This is a genomic window from Pseudomonas sp. No.117, from assembly GCF_054558395.1.
In genome coordinates this window covers 278,803-298,203 of the sequence record NZ_BAAJNP010000007.1, presented here as the reverse complement: position 1 = coordinate 298,203, position 19,401 = coordinate 278,803, and the positions used below count along the sequence as shown (strand labels likewise).

At 64.2% G+C, this 19,401-nt stretch carries 18 protein-coding genes and 1 pseudogene; all 19 read left to right on the top strand.

What is annotated here, in order from left to right:
• Positions 1-102 precede the first annotated feature (102 nt).
• Positions 103-1,584 (top strand): glutamate--tRNA ligase, encoded by a 1,482-nt coding sequence (gltX, locus tag ACYJP6_RS18645; RefSeq protein ID WP_459476648.1) that lies wholly within the window; start codon positions 103-105, stop codon positions 1,582-1,584.
• Between the two features lie 59 nt (positions 1,585-1,643).
• Entirely contained in the window at positions 1,644-2,255 is a 612-nt protein-coding gene (locus ACYJP6_RS18640; protein ID WP_459476646.1) for a YitT family protein, read from the top strand.
• A 114-nt stretch (positions 2,256-2,369) separates the two neighbouring features.
• Positions 2,370-3,482: a histidinol-phosphate transaminase gene (gene hisC / locus ACYJP6_RS18635; protein ID WP_459476644.1), complete on the top strand. Its 1,113-nt coding sequence runs from the start codon at positions 2,370-2,372 to the stop codon at positions 3,480-3,482.
• 1 nt (position 3,483) lies between these two features.
• Positions 3,484-4,380 (top strand): annotated as a pseudogene (locus ACYJP6_RS18630) (prephenate dehydrogenase/arogenate dehydrogenase family protein); the annotation flags it as partial.
• Positions 4,381-4,418: 38 nt separating this feature from the next.
• The gene (cmk, locus tag ACYJP6_RS18625; protein ID WP_007160398.1) at positions 4,419-5,105 is read left to right on the top strand and encodes a (d)CMP kinase; all 687 of its coding nucleotides are present in this window, start codon (positions 4,419-4,421) and stop codon (positions 5,103-5,105) included.
• A gap of 140 nt (positions 5,106-5,245) precedes the next feature.
• Entirely contained in the window at positions 5,246-6,925 is a 1,680-nt protein-coding gene (rpsA, locus tag ACYJP6_RS18620) for a 30S ribosomal protein S1 (protein WP_145010195.1), read from the top strand.
• A gap of 188 nt (positions 6,926-7,113) precedes the next feature.
• Positions 7,114-7,401, top strand: coding sequence for an integration host factor subunit beta (gene ihfB, locus ACYJP6_RS18615; protein ID WP_007160396.1), 288 nt, complete (start codon positions 7,114-7,116; stop codon positions 7,399-7,401).
• A 244-nt stretch (positions 7,402-7,645) separates the two neighbouring features.
• Complete coding sequence (locus ACYJP6_RS18610) at positions 7,646-7,867, top strand: hypothetical protein (RefSeq protein ID WP_459476640.1); 222 nt, start codon at positions 7,646-7,648, stop codon at positions 7,865-7,867.
• A 138-nt stretch (positions 7,868-8,005) separates the two neighbouring features.
• Complete coding sequence (locus ACYJP6_RS18605; protein ID WP_459476638.1) at positions 8,006-8,980, top strand: NAD-dependent epimerase/dehydratase family protein; 975 nt, start codon at positions 8,006-8,008, stop codon at positions 8,978-8,980.
• Positions 8,980-10,026, top strand: a complete 1,047-nt coding sequence (locus tag ACYJP6_RS18600; protein WP_459476880.1) for an MraY family glycosyltransferase — start codon at positions 8,980-8,982, stop codon at positions 10,024-10,026. The genes ACYJP6_RS18605 and ACYJP6_RS18600 overlap by 1 nt, the downstream gene beginning before the upstream one ends.
• A 10-nt stretch (positions 10,027-10,036) precedes the next feature.
• Entirely contained in the window at positions 10,037-12,019 is a 1,983-nt protein-coding gene (locus tag ACYJP6_RS18595; RefSeq protein ID WP_459476636.1) for a polysaccharide biosynthesis protein, read from the top strand.
• A gap of 221 nt (positions 12,020-12,240) precedes the next feature.
• Positions 12,241-13,305, top strand: coding sequence for a dTDP-glucose 4,6-dehydratase (rfbB, locus tag ACYJP6_RS18590; protein WP_459476634.1), 1,065 nt, complete (start codon positions 12,241-12,243; stop codon positions 13,303-13,305).
• Between the two features lie 74 nt (positions 13,306-13,379).
• Entirely contained in the window at positions 13,380-14,261 is an 882-nt protein-coding gene (gene rfbA, locus ACYJP6_RS18585) for a glucose-1-phosphate thymidylyltransferase RfbA (protein ID WP_459476632.1), read from the top strand.
• Positions 14,261-14,797 (top strand): dTDP-4-dehydrorhamnose 3,5-epimerase, encoded by a 537-nt coding sequence (gene rfbC / locus ACYJP6_RS18580; RefSeq protein ID WP_459476631.1) that lies wholly within the window; start codon positions 14,261-14,263, stop codon positions 14,795-14,797. The genes rfbA and rfbC overlap by 1 nt, the downstream gene beginning before the upstream one ends.
• Positions 14,794-15,708: a dTDP-4-dehydrorhamnose reductase gene (rfbD, locus tag ACYJP6_RS18575; protein WP_459476629.1), complete on the top strand. Its 915-nt coding sequence runs from the start codon at positions 14,794-14,796 to the stop codon at positions 15,706-15,708. Before rfbC ends, rfbD begins: the two co-directional genes overlap by 4 nt.
• A 59-nt stretch (positions 15,709-15,767) precedes the next feature.
• A complete protein-coding gene (locus ACYJP6_RS18570; protein WP_459476627.1) occupies positions 15,768-16,070 on the top strand; it encodes a ComEA family DNA-binding protein in 303 nt (100 codons plus the stop codon).
• A 143-nt stretch (positions 16,071-16,213) separates the two neighbouring features.
• Positions 16,214-16,555, top strand: coding sequence for a flagellar hook-basal body complex protein FliE (gene fliE / locus ACYJP6_RS18565; protein WP_132832054.1), 342 nt, complete (start codon positions 16,214-16,216; stop codon positions 16,553-16,555).
• A 14-nt stretch (positions 16,556-16,569) separates the two neighbouring features.
• Complete coding sequence (gene fliF, locus ACYJP6_RS18560; protein ID WP_459476625.1) at positions 16,570-18,378, top strand: flagellar basal-body MS-ring/collar protein FliF; 1,809 nt, start codon at positions 16,570-16,572, stop codon at positions 18,376-18,378.
• A complete protein-coding gene (gene fliG, locus ACYJP6_RS18555) occupies positions 18,365-19,375 on the top strand; it encodes a flagellar motor switch protein FliG (RefSeq protein ID WP_459476623.1) in 1,011 nt (336 codons plus the stop codon). Before fliF ends, fliG begins: the two co-directional genes overlap by 14 nt.
• Positions 19,376-19,401: the final 26 nt, after the last annotated feature.

The window sequence follows — 19,401 nt, the reverse complement described above, 5'->3', positions numbered from 1 at the left end:
GCGAAAACGTGAACAGGCTCTGCGGGGCCGTCAACTGGCAGCGCCGACCCCGGCGCTGCTACCATTCCGCCTTTGCAGCCTCCCGTGTCTTCAGGAAAGCCAATGACCACCGTTCGCACGCGCATCGCGCCGTCGCCCACCGGCGACCCGCATGTCGGCACTGCCTATATCGCCCTGTTCAACCTCTGCTTTGCCCGCCAGCACGGCGGTCAGTTCATCCTGCGTATCGAGGACACCGACCAGGTGCGCTCGACCCGCGAATCCGAACAGCAGATCTACGATGCCCTGCGCTGGCTGGGCATCGAGTGGGACGAGGGTCCGGACGTCGGCGGTCCCCACGGCCCCTATCGGCAGAGCGAGCGCGGCGAGATCTACTGGAAGTACGCCCGGGAGCTGGTGGAGAAGGGCCATGCCTTCTACTGCTTCGCCACGCCGGAAGAACTCGACCAGATGCGTGCCGAACAGCAGGCGCGTGGCGAGACCCCACGCTACGACGGTCGTGGCTTGCGCCTGTCCCAGGAAGAAGTCCAGCAGCGGCTGGACGCCGGCCAGCCCTATGTGATCCGCATGAAGGTGCCGGAGGAGGGCGTCTGCGTCGTGCCCGATCTCCTGCGCGGCGATGTCGAGATCCCCTGGGATCGCATGGACATGCAGGTGCTGATGAAGGCCGACGGCCTGCCCACCTACTTCCTCGCCAACGTGGTCGACGACCACCTGATGGGCATCACCCACGTCCTGCGCGGCGAGGAGTGGCTGCCCTCGGCGCCCAAGCTGATCAAGCTCTACGAATACTTCGGCTGGGAGCAGCCGCAGCTGTGCTACATGCCGCTGTTGCGCAATCCGGACAAGAGCAAGCTCTCCAAGCGCAAGAATCCCACCTCGGTGACCTTCTACCAGCGCATGGGCTATCTGCCCGAGGCCATGCTCAACTACCTCGGCCGCATGGGCTGGTCCATGCCCGACGAGCGCGAGAAATTCACCCTGGCCGAGATGGTCGAGCATTTCGACCTGCAGCGCGTGTCCCTGGGCGGCCCGATCTTCGACGTGGAGAAGCTCTCCTGGCTCAATGGCCAGTGGCTGCGCGAGCTGAGCCCCGAGCGCTTCGCCGCCGAGGTGCAGCAGTGGGCGCTCAATCCCGAGTACCTGCTCAGGATCGCCCCCCTGGTGCAGCAGCGCGTCGAGACCTTCAGCCAGATCGCCCCGCTGGCCGGCTTCTTCTTCAGCGGTGCCCTGAGCCTCGATCCGGCGCTGTTCCAGCACAAGAAGCTGTCCGCGGACCAGGTGCGCCTGGTCATGCAGTTGCTGCTGTGGAAGCTCGAAGCCCTGCGCCAGTGGGACAAGGAGCGCATCACTGCGGTGATCCAGGCAGTCGCTGAGCACCAGCAGCTCAAGCTGCGGGATGTCATGCCGCTGCTGTTCGCCGCCATCACCGGCCAGGCCAGCTCGGTCTCGGTGCTGGATGCCATGGAGATCCTCGGCCCGGACCTCACCCGCTTCCGCCTGCGCCAGGCCGTGGAGCTGCTGGGTGCGCCGTCCAAGAAGGAAACCAAGGAGTGGGAGAAGCTGTTGGCCGAACTCGGCTGACGTTCTCCCGGCCGGCCCCGCTCCGGGGCCGGCGCCTTATCCCATGCCAGGATGGCCGCATGACTTCCGTTCCTCCGCAACGCCACACCCTGCTGGAAGACGTTCAGGCGCTCTTCAGCGCGACGCTGATGATCGCCCTGGCGATCAATCTCTATCGCCATGCCGAATTGCTCACCGGCGGCACGGCCGGCCTCGCGTTCCTCGCCCAGTACGGCACCCGGCTGTCCTTCGGCCAGGCCTTCTTCCTCATCAATCTGCCGTTCTACTGGCTGGCGGTGAAGCGCCTCGGCTGGGCCTTCACCCTGCGTACCCTGGCGGCGGTGACCCTGGTCTCGCTATTCACCGAGCTGACGCCCAGGCTGGTGACCTTCCAGGCCCTGCAACCGCTCTATGCGGCGGTGATCGGCGGGGTGCTGATGGGCGTGGGCCTGCTGATCCTATTTCGCCATCGGGCTAGCCTGGGCGGCATCAACATCGCCGTGCTCTACCTGCAGGATCGCTACGGCTGGCGAGCCGGCAAGATCCAGATGGGCATCGACTGCCTGATCGTCCTCCTGGCGCTGTTCGTCGTGGAGCCGGGGGCGATCCTCACCTCCATTCTCGGCGCCGTCATCCTCAATCTGACCCTGGCGATCAATCATCGCCCCGGTCGCTACAGCGCCATCAGCTAGAGGCTTTCCGTCGCGCCAGCGCAACTTCGATTGGTCCGCGACCCGCCTTGGCTTTAAGATGGCGCCCATTTTCGGCGGCCAAGGTCGTCGTCATTGCAAGTTGAAGAGGTCTCCATGAGCTGCGATTTCCTGGCACAAGCCCTTCCCGGCGTACAGAAACTCTCGCCCTATGTGCCCGGCAAGCCCGTCGATGAACTGGCCCGCGAACTGGGTATCGCGCCCGCCAGCATCGTCAAGCTCGCCAGCAACGAGAACCCGCTCGGGCCCAGCGCCAAGGCGCTCGAGGCCATCCGTGCCGAGCTGGCCGAATTGACCCGCTATCCCGATGGCGGCGGCTTCGACCTCAAGCAGGCCCTGAGCCAAAGGTTCGGCGTGGCCGCCAACGGCATCACCCTGGGCAACGGCTCCAACGACATCCTCGAACTGGTCGCCCGTGCCTACCTGGCGCCCGGCTACAACGCCGTGTTCAGCGAGCATGCCTTCGCCGTCTATCCGCTGGTGACCCTGGCCATCGGCGCCGAGGGGCGCAGCGTCCCGGCCAAGGACTATGGCCACGACCTCGAGGCCATGCTCGCCGCCATCGATACCGAGACCCGGGTGGTCTTCGTCGCCAACCCCAACAACCCCACCGGCACCTGGTTTGACAGCGAGGCCCTGGCGCGCTTCCTGGCCCGCGTTCCCGAGCACGTCCTGGTGGTCTTGGACGAGGCCTACATCGAATACGCCGAGGGCGATGAGCTGCCGGATGGCCTGGCCTTCCTCGCGCAGTACCCGAATCTCGTCGTCTCGCGGACCTTCTCCAAGGCCTACGGCCTGGCCGCCCTGCGGGTGGGCTACGCCTTCTCCTCGCCGACCGTGGCCGATGTCCTCAACCGAGTACGCCAGCCGTTCAACGTCAACAGCCTGGCCCAGGCCGCTGCCTGCGCGGCCCTTGCCGATACCGACTACCTGGCCCGTAGCCGCGCCCTCAACGACGCCGGCATGGCCCAGCTGGAAGCCGGCTTTCGCGAACTCGACCTCAAGTGGATCCCCTCGCGCGGCAACTTCATCGCCGTCGACCTGGGGCGCGATGCCGCGCCGATCAACCAGGGCCTGTTGCAAGAAGGCGTCATCGTGCGCCCCGTGGCGGGCTACGGCATGCCGACCTTCCTGCGCGTCTCCATCGGGACCGAGGCGGAAAACGCCCGTTTCCTGGCGGCACTGACGAAGGTGCTGGGCCGTGGCTGACATGGCCACCCCGCAGATCGAGCGTCTTGTCGTCGTCGGCCTGGGGCTGATCGGCGGCTCCTTCGCCAAGGGTGCTCGCGCCAGTGGCCTGTGTCGGGAAGTGGTCGGGGTCGATCGCGATCCCGAGACGCGTCGCCTGGCCGTCGAGCTGGGGGTCGTCGACCGCTGCGTCGCCGAGCTGGCCGACGCCTGTCCCGGCGCCGACGTCATCCAGCTCGCCGTGCCCATCCTGGCCATGGAACGGGTGCTGGCCGAACTCGCGGCGTTGCCGCTGCAGGGCGCCATCCTCACCGACGTCGGCAGTGCCAAGGGCAACGTGGTGCGGGCGGCGCGCAGCGCCTTCGCCGGCCAGTCGCTGCGCTTCGTGCCGGGTCATCCCATCGCCGGTTCCGAGCGTAGCGGCGTGACGGCGGCCAACGCGGCGCTGTTCAATCGCCACAAGGTCATCCTCACCCCGCTGGAAGAGACCCTCCCGGCCGACCTGGACAAGGTCGATCGGCTCTGGCGCGCCATCGGCGCCGATGTCGAGCACATGACCGTCGAGCACCATGACCAAGTCCTCGCCGCCACCAGCCACCTGCCGCACCTGCTGGCCTTCAACCTGGTGGACTCCCTGGCCAAGCGCAGCGAGAACCGCGAGATTTTCCACTACGCCGCCGGCGGCTTCCGCGACTTCACCCGCATCGCCGGCAGCGATCCGACCATGTGGCACGACATCTTCATCGCCAATCGCGAAGCCGTGTTGCAGGCCCTGGACACCTATCGCACCGATCTCGACGAGCTGCGCGGCGCCATCCAGGCCGGCGATGGTCAGTTCCTCATGGAGGTGCTGACCCATGCGCGCGGTGCGCGCGAGTATTTCGGGCGCATCCTCGCCAGTCGTACCCAGGCCGGCGCCCAGATCGCCGCCACTCATTCCCTTACGGAGGGGCACTCATGAGCAGTACCGCACCCGTCATCACCCTCGACGGTCCCGGTGGTTCGGGGAAGGGCACCCTCGCGGCGCTGGTCGCCCGCCAGCTCGGCTGGAATCTGCTGGATTCCGGTGCGCTCTATCGGTTGCTGGCCTTCGCCGCGCGCAACCACGGGGTCGACTACACCAACGAGGAATCCCTCAAGCTGCTGGCCGCCCACCTGGACGTCCAGTTCCTCGCCGGCCATGAGCACGGCCAGCGCATCATCCTCGAAGGCGAAGACGTCACCGACGTCATCCGCACCGAGGAAGTCGGCGCCGGCGCCTCCCAGGTCGCCACCCTGCCAGCCGTGCGCGATGCCCTGCTGCAACGGCAGCAGGCCTTCCGCGAGGCTCCCGGCCTGGTGGCCGATGGCCGGGACATGGGCACCGTGGTGTTCCCGGATGCCGAGCTGAAGATCTTTCTGACCGCCGGTGCCGAGGAAAGAGCACAGAGACGCTATCTTCAGTTGAAGCAGAAGGGCGAAAATGTTAGCTTGCCTGCCCTCCTGGAAGAGATCCGTGAGCGGGACGCCCGCGATAGTCAGCGTAGCGTCGCTCCGCTCAAGCCCGCCGACGATGCCGTCGAGCTGGATTCCACGCATCTCTCCATACAACAGGTATTGGAACGCATCCTGACCCTGGCCGCCGAGCGCGACCTGGCGGGGTGAAGGCCGAGGCTCATCCGAGTCGTCGGTGAAAGCTGCCGGGAACCAGTCGCATCCCGGTAGCCGGATGGTTACCACTCACCCCGCATGGGCTGGTCATGCGGTAGCCGGATACATCGGGTATCCACACAACAGGTATAAACATGAGCGAAAGCTTCGCAGAACTCTTTGAAGAAAGTCTGAAATCCCTCGACATGCAGCCGGGCGCGATCATCATCGGCACCGTGGTGTCGATCGATGGCGACTGGGTTGTGGTCGACACCGGCCTGAAATCCGAAGGCCTGGTTCCGCTCGAGCAGTTCTACAACGAACAAGGCGAGCTGACCATCAACGTGGGTGACGAAGTCCACGTAGCCCTGGATGCCGTTGAAGACGGTTTCGGCGAAACCAAAGTGTCTCGCGAAAAGGCCAAGCGCGCCGAGTCCTGGCTGGTCCTGGAAGCAGCGTTCAGCGCCGACGAAGTGGTCAAGGGTGTCATCAACGGCAAGGTCAAGGGCGGTTTCACCGTCGACGTCAGCGGCATCCGCGCGTTCCTGCCGGGCTCCCTGGTCGATGTCCGTCCGGTGCGTGACACCACCCACCTGGAAGGCAAGGAACTCGAGTTCAAGGTCATCAAGCTGGACCAGAAGCGCAACAACGTTGTCGTTTCCCGTCGTAGCGTCCTGGAAGCCGAGAACAGTGCCGAGCGCGAAGCCCTGCTGGAATCCCTGCAGGAAGGCCAGCAAGTCAAGGGTATCGTCAAGAACCTCACCGACTACGGTGCGTTCGTCGACCTGGGCGGCGTCGATGGCCTGCTGCACATCACCGACATGGCCTGGAAGCGCATCAAGCATCCGTCGGAAATCGTCAACGTCGGCGACGAGATCGACGTCAAGGTGCTGAAGTTCGACCGCGAGCGCAACCGCGTCTCCCTGGGTCTGAAGCAGCTGGGCGAAGATCCGTGGGTCGCCATCAAGGCCCGTTACCCGGAAGGCACCCGCGTCCAGGCGCGCGTCACCAACCTCACCGACTACGGCTGCTTCGCCGAGCTGGAAGAGGGCGTGGAAGGCCTGGTGCACGTGTCCGAAATGGATTGGACCAACAAGAACATCCACCCGTCCAAGGTCGTTCAGGTCGGTGACGAAGTGGAAGTCATGGTCCTGGATATCGACGAAGAGCGTCGTCGTATCTCCCTCGGCATCAAGCAGTGCCGTGCCAACCCGTGGGAAGAGTTCTCGGGTCAGTTCAACAAGGGCGACCGTATCTCCGGCACCATCAAGTCGATCACCGATTTCGGTATCTTCATTGGTCTGGAAGGCGGCATCGACGGCCTGGTACACCTGTCCGACATCTCCTGGAACGAAACCGGCGAAGAAGCCGTGCGTCGCTTCAAGAAAGGTGACGAGCTGGACACCGTGATCCTGTCGGTCGACCCGGAGCGCGAGCGCATCTCCCTGGGCATCAAGCAGCTGGAAGACGATCCGTTCTCCAACTACGCCTCCCTGAACGAGAAAGGCACCATCGTGCGCGGTACCGTCAAGGAAGTCGATGCCAAGGGCGCCGTCATCACCCTGGCCAACGAGATCGAAGGCGTCCTGAAGGCGTCCGAAATCAGCCGTGATCGCGTTGAAGACGCCCGTAACGTGCTGAAGGAAGGCGACGAAGTCGAAGCCAAGATCATCAGCATCGATCGCAAGAGCCGCGTGATCAGCCTCTCCGTCAAGTCCAAGGACGTCGACGACGAGAAGGAAGCCATGAGCTCCCTGCGTAGCAAGCAAGAGCCTGCTGCTGGCCCCACCACCATCGGCGACCTGATCAAGGCGCAGATGGAAAGCCAGAACTAAGTTCGAGCTTGAATGAAGAAGCGACCCTCCGGGGTCGCTTTTTTTTGGCCGGCATAAAGAAGGTGGTGCGGTCATGGCGGGTAAAAAGTTGCCGGGGCTAAAGCGGCCCGCTTGACTTTTCAAAAATCGGCCAGCGTGCTAAAAGTCCTTGGAGGTGATCTAGCCGCTTGATAACGAAGGAAAAATCCATGACCAAGTCGGAGTTGATCGAGCGCATCGTGTCCTATCAGGGGCAGTTATCGTCCAGGGACGTCGAGCTGGCGATCAAGACCATGCTGGAACAGATGGCCCAGGCCCTCTCCACGGGTGATCGCATCGAGATCCGGGGCTTCGGCAGCTTCTCCCTGCACTATCGGGCGCCGCGGACCGGTCGCAATCCCAAGACCGGGGAGTCGGTATTGCTGGATGGCAAGTTCGTACCCCACTTCAAGCCCGGCAAGGAGCTGAGGGATAGGGTCAATGAGCTTGAGCCATAAAGTTGTCAGTCGGACGTCAGATCTCTTCTGCCTGATCTCAAGGCACTGATTTTTATACGCTTTTAGTGCTGCCTGCAGTCGTCAAAAAAGCGTTATCGCTAGCCTCTTTATCGGTATTTTGACGTTTACAAAAAAAGTCAAGGCTTTTTGATATTTTTGTAGACGAGTTCCGATTTTTGTATGAGACTTCGCTCACATAAGGTCTTGGGTGACCTCGTAGTCCACTCCGAGTGAGGAAGTTGTCATGCGCCATTATCTTTTCATCTGGATCGGTATCGCCGCCTGCTTCACCAGCATGCAACTCGGACACCCCTTCCTGGCGGTAGCCGCCCTGGCAGGTAGCTGGATGGTTGCCCTGTTCCTGCAGCCCGTACAGCGCGTCGAGAACTTCTCGCGCCACTACGTCGCTCAGCAGGCCGCTCGCTTCCAGCCCATCGAAGTACCGGTGTCTGCCAAGACCCTGTAAGTCACTCAGCTTTCCGGCCCGCCGTGCTCATGCCCGGCGGGCTTTTTTATGTCCGCGTTTCCTGTGGCTAGGCCCTTGCCAGGCAATGTCTTACCATAAGCCCCCATTTCTGGCTGACAGGCACGGCGCAATAGCTTGATGGAACGCAAGATTCTGGTGACGGGAGCTACAGGGTTCGTCGGTGCGGCCCTGGTCCGGCACCTGCAAGCCAAGGGACATCCGGTGGTGGCGGCGCAGCGGCAGGCCCCAGCCTGGGAGAGCGCTGCCGGGGTCGCCACGGTGATCCGTGAGTTGGCCGCCGACACTGACTGGACCGCGGCACTGGCGGGAGTGGATACCGTCATCCATCTTGCCGCGCGAGTGCACCAGCTGGGCGAGGAGCCCGGTGCGACCAGTGACAGGCGCTACGACGAGGTGAATCGGGCCGCTACCCTCAAGCTGGCTCGTGATGCCTCCGCGGCCGGTGTTCGCCGTTTCATCTTCGTCAGCAGCATCAAGGTCAATGGCGACTGGACCCTGCCTGGCCAGCCGTTCCGTGCCGAGGATCCCCCTGGGCCGACCGACGCCTATGCGCGCTCGAAGGCGGCTGCCGAACAGCAATTGCGGGCACTCATGACCGAGACCGGTCTGGAAGTGGTGATCGTTCGGCCACCGCTGATCTATGGCCCCGATGTGAAGGCCAACGTGGCGCGCTTGCTGGATGCCCTGGCGCGTGGCATACCGCTGCCCCTGGGAGGCGTCCGAGAGAACCGGCGCAGCCTGCTCGCCTTGGAAAATCTGCTCGACCTGCTGACCTTGTGCATCGCGGCGCCTCAGGCGGCCGGCGCCGTCCTGCTCGCCAGTGACGACGAAGACCTCTCCACCGCCGAGCTGCTCGAGCTGCTCGGCGAAGGCCTGGGTCGCAAGGCCAGGCTGATCGCCATACCGCCCAGATGGCTGGAAGGGGGGGCGCGGCTGCTGGGACGTGCCGAGGTCGCCCAACGGCTCTGCGGCTCGCTGCAGGTCGATATCCGACCCACCAAGACCCTGCTGGGCTGGCAGCCGCCGCTGTCGGCGCGCGTCGCCTTGCGCGCCTTGGGCGCCCGGCGCGCCCGTCGAGGATCGGCCGGATGATGCTGCTCCTGTTGGCTATCGCCGGCTGCTGCAGCTGGCTGGGCACGGCGGGAATCAGGCGCTATGCGCTGTCCGGCGGGTTGCTCGACGAGCCCAACGCCCGTAGTTCTCACCAGGTGGCGACGCCGCGGGGTGGCGGTCTGGCCATTGTGGTCGTGTTCGTGCTCGGCTGTCTGGCCTGGCAGCTGCTGGGATGGCTGGCCGCGTCTTCCTGCGCCGTGTTGGTAGGGGCGGGGCTGCTGGTGGCGGTGCTGGGGTTCATCGACGATCACCGGCACGTCGGCGCCGGCTGGCGATTGCTCGGGCATTTCCTGGCGGCCGCAGGCGCCTTGCTCTGGCTCGGCGGCTACGCGGTCCTGCCCGCTGCCTTGGCCGCGGCGCTGGGGCTGCCGGGCTGGCTGATCGGGGTGGTGGGCGTCCTCTATCTGGTCTGGCTGTTGAATCTCTACAATTTCATGGACGGCATCGACGGGATCGCCGCCGTCGAGGCGTTGAGCGTCTGCCTGGGCATGGCGCTGATCTATGCCCTCGGCGGCCAGGGCGATCTGCTGCCCGCGCCCCTGCTGCTGGCCGCGGCGGTCAGTGGTTTCCTGCTGTGGAATTTTCCCCCGGCACGAATCTTCATGGGCGACGTGGGCAGCGGCTTTCTCGGGCTGGTCCTCGGCATCCTGTCACTGCAGGCGGCGCTGAGCGATCTGGCGCTGTTCTGGGCGTGGCTGATCCTGCTGGGTGTCTTCGTGGTCGACGCGACCTGGACGCTGCTGCGCCGGCTGAGCCGTGGCAAGAAACCCTACGAAGCCCATCGGACCCATGCCTACCAATGGGCCTCCCGCCACCATGGGGCCCACCGGCCAGTGACCCTGGCGGTACTGGCCATCAATGGACTCTGGCTACTGCCTATCGCTTTACTGGTGGGCCTCGGCCGTTTAGGTGCCATACTGGGACTGTTGCTCGCCTACGGGCCCTTGCTTTGCCTGGCCCTTCGATACCACGCTGGGACCGATGAGGTAGCCACGGCTGCGCAGTCCACCGGATTCAGGGATTAGGGACACTGATATGTTGCGTGACCATCTGGTCAAGCTGAACCGGCGTACGAAGCGAATCATCCAGGTTGCCGTCGACCTGCTGCTGATCTGGGCATCCCTGTGGCTGGCGTTCTATCTGCGGCTGGGCTCGGTGCAGATGATCGAGCCGTTCAGCGGTCATGCCTGGCTGTTCCTCACGGCCCCGGCCATCGCCATTCCCCTGTTCATTCGCTTCGGCATGTACCGCGCGGTGATGCGCTATCTGGGCAACGATGCGCTGATCGCCATCGCCAAGGCGGTGACGCTGTCGACGCTGCTGCTGTCGGTGGTGATCTACTGGTACCGCGACCTGCCGGAGATCGTGCCGCGCTCGATGATCTTCAACTACTGGATCGTCAGCCTCATCCTGATCGGGGGCCTGCGCCTGGCGCTGCGTCAGTACTTCCTCGGCGACTGGTATCGCGCCATCACCGTGCCTTTCATCAAGCAGCCGGACGAGTTGCCCCGGGTAGCCATCTACGGCGCCGGCTCGGCGGGCAACCAACTGGTCGCGGCCCTGCGCATGGGGCGCGCCATGCGTCCGGTGGCCTTCATCGACGATGACAAGAGCATTGCCAACCGCATCATCGCCGGACTCAAGGTCTACACCCCCAAGCACATCCAGCAGATGATCGACGAATCCGGGGCCGAGGAAATCCTGCTGGCCATTCCCTCGGCCACCCGGGCGCGCCGCCGCGAGGTGCTTGGCCTGCTGGAACCCTATCCGCTGCACGTCAGGACCGTCCCGCGCATCAGTGATCTGGCCTGCGGCAAGGTCCAGGTGGATGACCTGCAGGAGGTGGACATCGCCGACCTGCTGGGACGCGATCCGGTCACGCCCAGGCCAGAACTGTTCGCCCGCTGCATCACCGGTCAGGTGGTCATGGTGACCGGGGCGGGGGGCTCCATCGGCGCCGAACTGTGCCGACAGATCATCGGCCAGAAGCCGATCACTCTGATCCTGCTCGATCATGCCGAATTCAATCTCTACAGTATCCATCGCGAGTTGGACGCCTACATCCAGCGCGAAGCCCTACCGGTCACCCTGGTGCCGGTGCTAGGTTCCATCCGCAATGCGCCGCTGCTCCTGCAGGTCATGCGCCACTGGAAGGTGGCGACCCTCTACCATGCGGCGGCGTACAAGCACGTGCCCATGGTCGAGCACAACATCGCCGAGGGCTTCGGCAACAATGTGCTGGGGACACTCAACGCCGCCCAGGCGGCCATCCAGGCCGGGGTCACCAGTTTCGTGCTGATCTCCACCGACAAGGCGGTCCGGCCCACCAATATCATGGGCAGTACCAAGCGCCTGGCCGAGATGATCCTGCAAGCCCTCAGTCGCGAGGCGGCGCCCGTGCTGCATGGCCAGGCGGACGGCATTCACCAGGTCAACCGGACCCGCTTCACCATGGTGAGATTCGGCAACGTACTGGGCTCGTCCGGCTCTGTGATCCCGCTGTTCCGCACCCAGATCCGCAAGGGTGGGCCGGTCACCGTCACCCATCCCAAGATCACCCGATTCTTCATGACCATCACCGAGGCGGCGCAACTGGTGATCCAGGCGGGGGCGATGGGCGAGGGTGGTGATGTCTTCGTGCTCGACATGGGTGAACCGGTGCGCATCGTCGAACTGGCCGAGCAGATGATCAAGCTCTCGGGCCTGAGCGTACGCTCGCCGGCCAATCCCCACGGCGACGTCGCCATCGAGTTCACCGGCCTGCGGCCCGGCGAGAAGCTCTATGAGGAATTGCTCATCGGTGACGACGTGAGCCCGACCTCCCATCCCAAGATCATGCGCGCCAGCGAAGACTTTCTCGCCTGGGAAATCTTCCGCAGCGCCCTCGTCGAACTCAGCCGAGCGATAGAGGCGGGTGATTACCTGCGCGTCCGACAGCTGCTGCGCGACACCGTTGCCGGCTATTCGCCAGAGGGCGACATCGTCGACTGGCTGCACGGCAAGAGATCCATCGAGTGATCCCGTCCGCGCTTTCTTTCAGCCTGGATTTGAAGCCGAGCACAGAAGCGGCAGCCACCTGCCACTAGGCTGAACTTTCCTTTCCTGTCACTGTTTAACTCAGGTCTTTGGGTGGATAGCTATGGCTGCCACCTAAGCCAGGGATGGCTGCGCCGTCCTCCGATGTCGCGCCCGCAGCGCTGGGCGCGATGATGTGCAAATCGATATAGGCAGGATTCAGGATGAAGGTACTGGTAACGGGTGGCGCGGGTTTCATTGGTTCCGCCGTGGTACGTTTTCTTATCAACGAAACCCAATGCAAGGTCGCCAACGTCGACAAGCTGACGTATGCCGGTAACGTGGACTCGCTGGCCGAGGTCGCGGACTCCGAGCGCTACGAGTTCCACCAGGTGGACATCTGCGACTTCGCTGCCCTGCAACAGGTGTTCGCGTCCTTCCAGCCCGATGTGGTCATGCACCTGGCTGCCGAGTCCCATGTGGACCGCTCCATCGAAGGCCCTGCCGCCTTCATCCAGACCAACGTGGTCGGCACCGGCGTCATCCTGGAAGTGACCCGTGCCTACTGGAACGCGCTGGCGCCGGACGCCAAGGCCGCCTTCCGCTTCCACCACATTTCCACCGACGAGGTGTACGGCGACCTGCACGGCACCGACGACCTCTTCACCGAAACCACCCCCTATTCGCCGAGTTCGCCCTATTCGGCGAGCAAGGCGGGCAGCGATCACCTGGTGCGCGCCTGGGGCCGCACCTACGGCCTGCCGGTGCTGGTGACCAACTGCTCGAACAACTACGGTCCCTATCACTTCCCCGAGAAGCTGATCCCCCACGTCATCCTCAATGCCATCCATGGCAAGCCGCTGCCGATCTATGGCGATGGCTCCCAGGTGCGTGACTGGCTGTTCGTCGAGGACCATGCCCGTGCCCTCTACACCGTGGTGACCCAGGGCGAGGTCGGCGAGACCTACAACATCGGCGGGCACAACGAGAAGCGTAACCTGCAGGTCGTCGAGACCATCTGCGACCTGCTGGAAGAGCTGGCCCCGGAGAAGCCTGCGGGCGTCGAGCACTATCGCGACCTGATCACCTTCGTCAAGGATCGCCCCGGTCACGACATGAGGTACGCCATCGACGCCAGCAAGATCGGCCGCGAGCTGGGCTGGACGCCGGCGGAGACCTTCGAAACCGGCATGCGCAAGACGGTAACCTGGTACCTGAACAATCGTGAGTGGTGGCAGCGGGTACTGTCCGGTGCCTATCGCCTCGAGCGTCTCGGCGAAGCCGTTTAACGATCCTATCGAGGACGCGCCCCTGGGGCGTGTCCGACCGACAGCAACAGTCAATTTTCAGAGGGACGCTTGCCATGAGCAACTACAAGGGAATCCTGCTGGCCGGTGGATCCGGTACTCGTTTGCACCCCATTACCCTGGGCGTATCCAAGCAATCGCTGCCGATCTACGACAAACCCATGATCTACTATCCGCTGTCCGTGCTGATGCTGGCCGGTATCCGCGAGGTGCTGATCATCTCGACGCCGGCCGATCTGCCTGGCTTCCAGCGCATGCTGGGCGACGGCAGCCAGTTTGGCATCCAGCTGAGCTATGCCGAGCAGCCCAGTCCGGACGGCCTGGCCCAGGCCTTCATCATCGGCCGCGAATTCGTCGGTGATGACAACGTCTGCCTGGTCCTGGGCGACAACATCTTCTACGGCCAGCACTTCAGCGAGACGCTGCTCAAGGCCGCGAGCCTGGAGCAAGGCGCCACCGTCTTCGGCTACTACGTCGCCGATCCCGAGCGCTTCGGCGTGGTCGAGTTCGACGAACAGGGCAAGGCCCTGAGCATCGAGGAGAAGCCCAAGAAGCCGAAGTCCAACTACGCCGTCACCGGTCTGTACTTCTACGACAACGACGTGCTGGACATCGCCGCCAACATCAAGCCGTCGCCCCGCGGCGAGCTGGAAATCACCGACGTCAACAACGAGTACCTGCGCCGCGGCTCGCTGAACGTTTCCCTGCTGGGTCGTGGTTTCGCCTGGCTGGATACCGGTACCCACGATGCATTGCTGGAAGCCGGGCATTTCGTGCAGACCATCGAGAAGCGCCAGGGCCTGAAGGTGGCCTGTCTCGAAGAGATCGCCTTCCAGAAAGGCTGGATCACCTGCGAGCAGATGGCCCTGCAGGCCGAGGCCCTGAGCAAGACCGGCTACGGCCAGTACCTGGCGCGGCTGTGTAAGGAGCAGGACTGATGCAGGTCATCGAAACCGCGATCCCGGACGTCAAGCTGATCGAACCCAAGGTCTTCGGTGACGACCGCGGCTTCTTCCTCGAGTCCTTCCAGGCGGATCGCTACGCCCAGCAGGTGGGAATCACCCTGCCGTTCGTCCAGGACAACCACTCGCGTTCCGCGCGCAACGTGCTGCGCGGGCTGCATTTCCAGCGCAGCAAGCCGCAAGGCAAGCTGGTCCGCGTGGTTCGCGGCGAAGTGCTGGACGTGGCGGTCGACATCCGCCGGGACTCGCCCACCTTCGGCAACGTGGTGGCCGAGATCCTCTCGGAAGACAACAAGCGCCAGCTCTGGATACCGCCAGGCCTGGCCCATGGCTTCGTGGTGCTGTCCGACACCGCTGATTTTGAATACAAGTGCACAGATTATTACGATCCCTCTGATGAAGGGTCCCTGATCTGGAATGATCCGGATCTGAATATCGACTGGCGGGTCAAGGATCCCATCCTGTCCGCCAAAGATGCACAAGGACTTCGATTGGCGGAGCTGTATAGATGAAGATACTGGTTACCGGAGCTAACGGTCAGGTCGGACGCTGTCTGACCGACCGTCTTCAGCGTTCAGAACTGGCATGGGAGGCCCATGGACGTGCCACTCTGGATATCGCTGACGAAGGCTCGGTAACCAGCCATCTCGAGCGGTTCGCACCTGACGTCGTGATCAACGCGGCCGCCTACACGGCGGTCGACAAGGCCGAGCAGGAGCCGGAGATCGCCGCGCGTGGCAATATCGAAGGCCCGGCGGTCCTTGCCCAGGCCTGCGGCGCCGCCGGTATCGCCCTGCTGCACCTGTCCACCGACTATGTGTTCGACGGGACGGCGACGACGCCTTACCGGGTCGAAGACCCGGTCAGTCCTTCCGGTGTGTACGGGATGACCAAGCTCGAAGGGGAGAACCGGGTGCTGGCCGCCTGCCCGCGAGCCGTGGTGCTGAGAACCGCCTGGGTATTCAGCGAGCACTGCAACAACTTCCTCAAGACCATGCTGCGTCTCGCGGCGGATCGCGACGAGTTGCGCGTGGTGAGCGACCAGGTGGGTTGTCCGACCTACGCCGGCCATATCGCCGATGCCTTGCTGCAGATCGCTGCCCAGGCCCAGGCCCAGCCCGCGCAGACGGCCTATGGTCTCTATCATTTCGGCGGCGACAGCGGCCTCAGCTGGTGCGAATTCGCCCGCTATATCATCGATGCCGGCCAGGAGCTGGGCATGCTGGAGCGGGCGCCGCTGATCACCGGAATCGCCACCTCCGAATTCCCCACGCTGGCCAAGCGCCCGGCGTATTCCATGCTGGATTCCAGCGCGCTGGAGCAATGCTTCGGCATAGCGGCGAGCGACTGGCGCCAGGGCGTGCGCCAGACGCTGCTGGCGCTCAGGACCGAGCGCGAACCGGCCGGGTCCCTGGTGAGTTGACAGCCTGATCGGGCGCGATAAGCTGGCCGAATCCAAGGGTGGAACAGGGAGGTTCCGCGATGAGATTCGTCTGGATGTTCGTGCTGCTGGCCGTGCTCAGTCCCTGGGCCAGCGCCTGCGAACCCACCTTGAGCCTGGCCGCCAAATCGGCGGCGAGCGCCGACCAAGCACCGCTGAACATCAACGTCGCCGACGTCACCGCGCTGCAACGGTTGCGGGGCATAGGAGCGGTCAAGGCCCAAGCCATCGTCGACCACCGCCAGACCCATGGCGCCTTCGCGTCGGTGGATGAGTTGCTCGAGGTCAAGGGCATCGGCAAGGCCTTGCTGCAACGCAACCGCGCCCTGCTGACGGTCGACTGAATGTCGCGAAACTTTAGCCTGCCGCCTTCGCGACTTCCTAACCAACTGTTTTAACAGGACTTTCCAGTTCTGGCACAGGCATTGCTCTATCTCTGGCACGAGCGGGTACGGCGTCAATTTCCCGTACCAGAGGAGCAGAGCAAATGGTTCAAGGTGTCGAGTTCAATCGGTTGATGCTGGAAATGCGTTCCATGCAGACCGAAGCCATGGCCCGGTCGAAAGCCGTGGTTGCACCCGCTGCCGGTGCGGAGCAGGTCCAGGGCCCGAGCTTTGCCGACATGCTCAGCAAGGCCGTTGGCTCGGTCAACGAGACCCAGCAGACCGCTGGCGAGATGGCCAAGGCCTTCGAGCTCGGGCAGGGCGGCGTCGACCTCACCCAAGTCATGATCGCTTCCCAGAAGGCCAGCGTCTCCGTGCAGGCCTTGACCCAGGTACGCAACAAGTTCGTGCAGGCGTACCAAGACATCATGCAAATGTCGATTTGAGGACGGTCTAGACCATGGCTGACGCTCTTACCAACGCCCCCGTCCCCACGACCAAACCCGAGGCCGAAGACAAGCCCAAGAAGTCGCTGCTGGGCCTCAGCTTCCTCGACAATCTCTCCGACATGCCGCTGCTGCGTCAGCTGGGCCTGCTGGTCGGCCTGGCGGCCAGTGTCGCCCTGGGTTTCGCCGTGGTGCTCTGGACCCAGCAGCCGGATTATCGCCCGCTGTACACCAGCATGACCGGCCTGGACGCCAACCAGGTGCTGCAGGCCCTGGGCGCGGCGGACATCGGCTACAAGGTCGACCCCAATTCCGGCGCCCTGCTGGTCAAGGCCGACGACCTCGGCCGGGCCCGCATGAAGATGGCGGCTGCCGGCATCACGCCTGCCGACGGCAACGTCGGCTTCGAGTTGCTGGACAAGGAGCAGCCGCTGGGTACCAGCCAGTTCATGGAAGCCGCCAACTATCGGCGCAGCCTGGAAGGCGAGCTGGCCCGTACCATCTCCAGCCTCAACAACATCAAGGGTGCCCGGGTGCACCTGGCGATCCCGAAGAGTTCGGTGTTCGTCCGTGACGAGCGCAAGCCGAGCGCCTCGGTACTGGTCGAGATGTACCCCGGCCGTACCCTGGACGCCGGCCAGGTCATGGCCATCATCAATCTGGTCGCCACCAGCGTGCCGGAGCTGGACAAGTCCCAGGTCACCATCGTCGACCAGAAGGGCCAGCTGCTGTCCGACCAGCAGAACCTGTCCGAGCTGTCCATCGCTGGCAAGCAACTCGACTACACCCGCAAGATGGAAGGCTCCCTGACCCAGCGCGTGCAGAACATCATGCAGCCGGTGGTGGGCAGTGGTCGCTTCAAGGCCGAAGTGGCCGCCGACGTGGACTTCAATGCCGTCGAGTCGACCTCGGAGCAATTCAATCCCGATCAGCCGGCCCTGCGCAGCGAGCAGCAGAACAGCGAGCAGCGCCAGACCTCCGGCGGTGGTGCCCAGGGTGTGCCGGGCGCGCTGTCGAACCAGCCGCCCGGACCGTCCTCGACGCCGGAAAAGGCTGGCGCCCAGGGGGGTGGCAGCAACTACATCGCGCCTGGCCAGCCGCTGCGCGACGCCAACGACCAGTACATCTACGACAGCAAGACCAGTCTGCCGGCGACCCTGCCGTACCCGACCGACAAGCGTGAACAGAACACCCGTAACTATGAGCTGGACCGCAGCATCAGCTATACCCGGCAACAGCAGGGCCGGCTACGTCGACTTTCCGTCGCCGTGGTACTGGACGATCAGGTCAAGGTCGATGCCACCGGCAAGCTGAGCCACCAGCCCTGGACCACCGAAGACCTGGCGCGCTTCACCCGCCTGGTGCAGGATGCAGTGGGCTTCGATGCCAGCCGTGGCGACAGCGTGAGCGTGATCAACGCGCCCTTCGCACCGGTTCAGCCGGAGGAGATCGAGAGCATTCCCTTCTATCAGCAGTCCTGGTTCTGGGGCGTGGTCAAGCAGGCCCTCGGTGTACTCTTCATCCTGGTGCTAGTCTTCGGGGTACTGCGCCCGGTCCTGAAGAACCTGTCGGGCGGCAACAGCAAGGACGCCGCGGCCCTGGCCGCTGCCGGTGGCGCCGGTGCCCTGGGCGCGGGTGGTCTGGATGGGCTGTCGGACGATCTGGCCGACGACAAGGTGAGCCTGGCCGGTCCGGCGCCGCTGTTGCTGCCCAGCCCCAGCGAGGGTTATGACGCTCAACTGACCGCCATCAAGCAGCTGGTCAACGATGATCCGGGCCGTGTCGCCCAGGTAGTGAAGGATTGGATCAATGGCGACGAATGACGCGCAACTTTCCAAGGTCGAGAAGGCCGCGATCTTCCTCCTGTCGCTGGGTGAGGCCGATGCCGCGCAGATCCTGCGCCACATGGGGCCCAAGGAAGTGCAGAAGGTCGGTACCGCCATGGCCCAGATGCGTAACGTCAACCGTGAGCAGGTCGAGCGGGTGCTGGGCGACTTCATCGAAGTGGTGGGCGACCAGACCAGCCTGGGTGTCGGCGCCGATGGCTACATCCGCAAGATGCTGACTCAGGCCCTGGGCGAGGACAAGGCCAGTGGCCTAATCGACCGGATCCTGCTGGGTGGCAATACCAGCGGCCTGGACAGCCTGAAGTGGATGGAACCGCGGGCGGTGGCGGACGTGATCCGCTACGAGCACCCGCAGATCCAGGCCATCGTGGTGGCCTACCTGGATCCGGACCAGGCGGCCGAGGTGCTCGGGCACTTCGATCACAAGGTGCGGCTGGACATTGTTCTGCGCGTCTCCTCGCTGAACACCGTGCAGCCGGCGGCGCTCAAGGAGCTGAACCTGATCCTGGAGAAGCAGTTCTCCGGCAGCGCCAGCACCACCCGTACCGCCCTGGGCGGCGTCAAGCGCGCGGCCGACATCATGAACTACCTGGACAGCTCGGTCGAAGGCCCGCTGATGGATGCGATCCGCGACGCGGACCAGGATTTGTCGGGACAGATCGAGGACCTGATGTTCGTCTTCGACAACCTGGCCGACGTCGACGACCGTGGCATCCAGGCCCTGCTGCGCGAGGTGTCCTCCGATGTGCTGGTGCTGGCGCTCAAGGGCGCCGACGAGGGCATCAAGGAGAAGTTCTTCCGCAACATGTCCAAGCGCGCGGCCGAGCTGCTGCGCGATGACCTGGAAGCCAAGGGCCCGGTCCGGCTGTCGGAAGTCGAGGGCGCGCAGAAAGAGGTGCTGGCCGTGGCCCGGCGCATGGCCGATGCCGGCGAGATCGTGCTCGGCGGCAAGGGCGGCGAGGAAATGGTCTGACGGCTTGCAGGGATTGGCCTGTGCTT